The organism is uncultured Acetatifactor sp. (assembly GCF_948601915.1).
GTDB lineage: Bacteria > Bacillota > Clostridia > Lachnospirales > Lachnospiraceae > Acetatifactor.
This window is the reverse complement of the sequence record NZ_CAPDXS010000249.1, coordinates 1-3,074: the sequence shown is the minus strand read 5'-3', so window position 1 is coordinate 3,074 and position 3,074 is coordinate 1. Positions and strand designations below refer to the sequence as shown.

Sequence of the window (3,074 nt, the reverse complement as noted above, 5' to 3'; positions counted from 1 at the left end):
CAGACCGCCAGCCAAGTACTTTCCCGGGGACACCACTGTAAATCCTGGCGGTCTGTAGTATATATTTCATGTTACATTGATTTCCGCATGCAGTGGAAGGGACGGATAGTCTGCCGTCCCGACCCATTGTATGTCGAATGCCGTGCGGAGCTTGCGGCTGGCGATTCAGATGAGGAAAGAAGGTAGACAAATATGCCTTGGTGTCCGAAATGCAAAAGCGAGTATAGGGAAGGATTCACGGTGTGCGCCGATTGCGGCGGCGCACTGGTGGACGAGGGGCAGTTTTTGAAAATGGAGGAAGAGCGCGCTGCCGCGGAACAGGCGGAGCGTCTGGAGCTTGCCATGCAGCAGGCCGCGCGCCTGGCTGCCGGAAAGCCGGGAGGCCTCACGGCGCGGGAGGCAGAGGGGCCGGCTGCGGAGGCGGAATCCCTGGAGGCCGCCGCCTGGGAGGAAGCGCCTGACTTTGCCATGCAGAGAGAAGCGGACACGGCTGCCGGGGAAACGGGAGAAGCCGGGATGTCTGCCGGTCTGCCCCAGGAGCAGGACGGGGAGCATGGGGATGCCGCCCCCCATGAACCGGAGACGGATGCCGGCCAGCCGAAGCGGTCTGCCGGGTTCCAGAGTGCCGGAGCGCTCTATCAGGACAGCAGGGAGCGGGCCAATGAGAACCGTTCCTCCGCGTGGATATTATTGATCATGGGAAGCGTAGGGCTCATAGTCATCGTCCTGGGCATCATGGGCATGATTCCGCTGCATTTCAGCAATCCTTATCTGTTCTACGGCGTGATGGCCGCTGTGTTCATCCTCTTTATCGTGGCGGGCATCGTATCCATGAACAACGCAAAGCTTTTCGCCAAAAAGGCAGAATCCGAAAATTCCCTCCGGGACGCCATGCTGGCATGGTGCCGGGAGAACCTGCGCGCCCAGGAGCTGGACAGCGAAATCGGCGTGGACGGCACCGAATCGGAGGAGGCCCTGTATTTCAAACGTTTCGAATGTATCAAGGCAAAACTGAACTATCAGTTCGTGAACCTGGATCAATGTTTTCTGGAGAAATTCATCGATGATTCCGTATATGACATGATTTATGAGAAGAAGGACGAATCGGCGTAGAAGACACGGCGGTCTTCGGAAAGCTGCACCGATTTGGGCGGAATAAAAAGATACCATATCGATACAAACAGGAAAAGACAAGGATACACAGGAGCGATAGGATAATCTCGAAAGATATGACAGTGCCGGCGGGCGTGGGAAAGAGCGGTTATGCGCACGAGCGGTCAAGCTTGGGCATCGATTCAGGACGCGTTCGGCCCGTGAGCCGAGTGCCCCGGCATAGTCAGGAGAAAGCGAGGTTATCTTATGAAAAAGAAAATTTTGGCAATGACGGTTCTGGCGGCCTGCATGATGTTTGCCTCCTGCGGCAAGGAGAGCGACGGGCAGGGAATCGATATGGTGCAAATCATGGAGGACAGCGGGCAGGCGGAGCCGGAAAGCGGTGCGTCCGGGGCAGGAGGACAGCCGGAGGCCGGGCGCGGCATGCCGGAAGCGGGGAATCCTTCCTCGGAGAAAAGCGCGGAGGATGAGCTGGCCCTAAAGGAAGCTTTGGCCGGTGAAAGCGGCGAGGAGCAGACGGAGGTAGTGCTGTCGGATAAGCTCCTGAAAGCGGGAGATACTTTGGAGGTTCTCTATTTCGTTGACGAACACACCCTGGAGCAGGGGCTGGAGCTTACCCTTCAGGACGCGAAGCTGTCCGCTTCCCCGGAGGAGGCGCAGTTGGACAGGGCTTTGATGGTGGAGGAGACGGAGAATTACGATCTGTCAGGGGATCCCATGATGTACAGGATTGACGAGGCGGGTATCCTGACATGTAACCTGACTATACGGAATGTAAATGTGGAAGAGGGAGATGATCTACATATCGGTACATTCATGATTGCATATGCGGATCCGGCTACCGGGAAAGTGAGCATTTTAACCTCCATGCCGACTTATTTCTCCGCATCTTCCTCCTCCGTGGGCAAGTCGGATTATTACCACTATGAGCTTCCCAAGGGGGAGAGCAAAGAGATGGTCGTGGCCTGGCTGATACCGGGGGAATATGAGGCGGAGAACCTGTACCTGTGCGTGACATACGACAACAGGGAGCCTGGGGAGCGGCAGTATTTCCGATTGTTCGGGCAGGAGTAGTCTGCTCTCCAAGGCTGTAACGCGCGGCCTGAAACGCCTGGGGCGGGGCGGTTGAAAATCCGGATTTGTGGTATGGGGGGTAAGCTTGAAAATCAGCATCGCATGTGTGGGCAAGATAAAGGAAAAGTTCTATAAAGACGCTATTTCGGAATATGAAAAACGGCTGAGCAGATACTGTAAGCTGGAATTCCTGGAGGTAGCAGATGAAAAAACGCCCGATGGGGCCAGCGAGGCCTTAGAGGAGCAGATTAAGGAAAAAGAGGCAAGGCGTCTCCTGGAGAAAATCCGGGAGGACGCCTTTGTCTGCACCTTGGAGATAGAAGGGAAGCGCCTGACATCGGAGGGCTTCGCCCGGTGGATGGAGGGGCTGACGGTAAGGGGAACCAGCCATATCGTGTTCGTCATCGGCGGCTCCCTGGGCCTGCATGCGTCCCTGCGCAGGCGGGCGGACATGGCCTTAAGCTTTTCGGACATGACATTTCCCCATCAACTCATGCGGGTGATACTGGTGGAGCAGATTTACAGGGGGTTCCGGATTATGCATGGAGAACCATATCACAAGTAAAGGCGAAAAGGAACAGAGCGTTATTGTGGCTACAAACTCTATTATTATTGCGGAAGAATTGCGGGACAGGAAAAATGTTTCCCTTATATTGTTGGGCGGAGAAATGGATAGCCCCATGGCTGCATTGTGCGAAAGATTCAAATCATGGGTCAGATACCTGAAGTGGATGGGGATGGCGTGAATCTAATGGCGTTCATATCAGTAGGTTTTGCGATATGGTGACGAGTTTTTTTCTCGATAAGATGTAACAATAAAAAATTAATGATAAACTAAAAGTTTCCCAATTTTCAGGACTATAGACTTTTGCAAGAAAGCGCCCCTT

At 54.5% G+C, this 3,074-nt stretch carries 4 protein-coding genes; all 4 read left to right on the top strand.

The window, feature by feature from the left end:
• Window positions 1–192 precede the first annotated feature (192 nt).
• The 4 genes from Q2B33_RS23640 to Q2B33_RS23625 all read left to right on the top strand — a co-directional run bounded on the left by Q2B33_RS23640 (window position 193) and on the right by Q2B33_RS23625 (window position 2,933).
• The gene (locus Q2B33_RS23640) at window positions 193–1,113 is read left to right on the top strand and encodes a hypothetical protein (protein WP_300791998.1); all 921 of its coding nucleotides are present in this window, start codon (window positions 193–195) and stop codon (window positions 1,111–1,113) included.
• Window positions 1,114–1,359: 246 nt separating this feature from the next.
• Window positions 1,360–2,187 carry a hypothetical protein gene (locus Q2B33_RS23635; RefSeq protein WP_300570819.1) on the top strand — a complete coding sequence of 276 codons (828 nt, stop codon included), beginning with the start codon at window positions 1,360–1,362 and terminating at the stop codon, window positions 2,185–2,187.
• 85 nt (window positions 2,188–2,272) lie between these two features.
• Window positions 2,273–2,752 (top strand): 23S rRNA (pseudouridine(1915)-N(3))-methyltransferase RlmH, encoded by a 480-nt coding sequence (gene rlmH, locus Q2B33_RS23630; RefSeq protein ID WP_300570817.1) that lies wholly within the window; start codon window positions 2,273–2,275, stop codon window positions 2,750–2,752.
• On the top strand, window positions 2,730–2,933 hold the full coding sequence (locus Q2B33_RS23625) for a hypothetical protein (RefSeq protein WP_300570815.1): 204 nt from the start codon (window positions 2,730–2,732) through the stop codon (window positions 2,931–2,933). The genes rlmH and Q2B33_RS23625 overlap by 23 nt, the downstream gene beginning before the upstream one ends.
• Window positions 2,934–3,074 lie beyond the last annotated feature (141 nt).

Coding starts and splice junctions, on each gene's coding strand:
- Q2B33_RS23635 (WP_300570819.1), top strand. CDS start 1,360: ATGAAAAAGAAAATTTTGGCAATGACGGTTCTGGCGGCCTGCATGATG.
- Q2B33_RS23625 (WP_300570815.1), top strand. CDS start 2,730: ATGGAGAACCATATCACAAGTAAAGGCGAAAAGGAACAGAGCGTTATT.
- Q2B33_RS23640 (WP_300791998.1), top strand. CDS start 193: ATGCCTTGGTGTCCGAAATGCAAAAGCGAGTATAGGGAAGGATTCACG.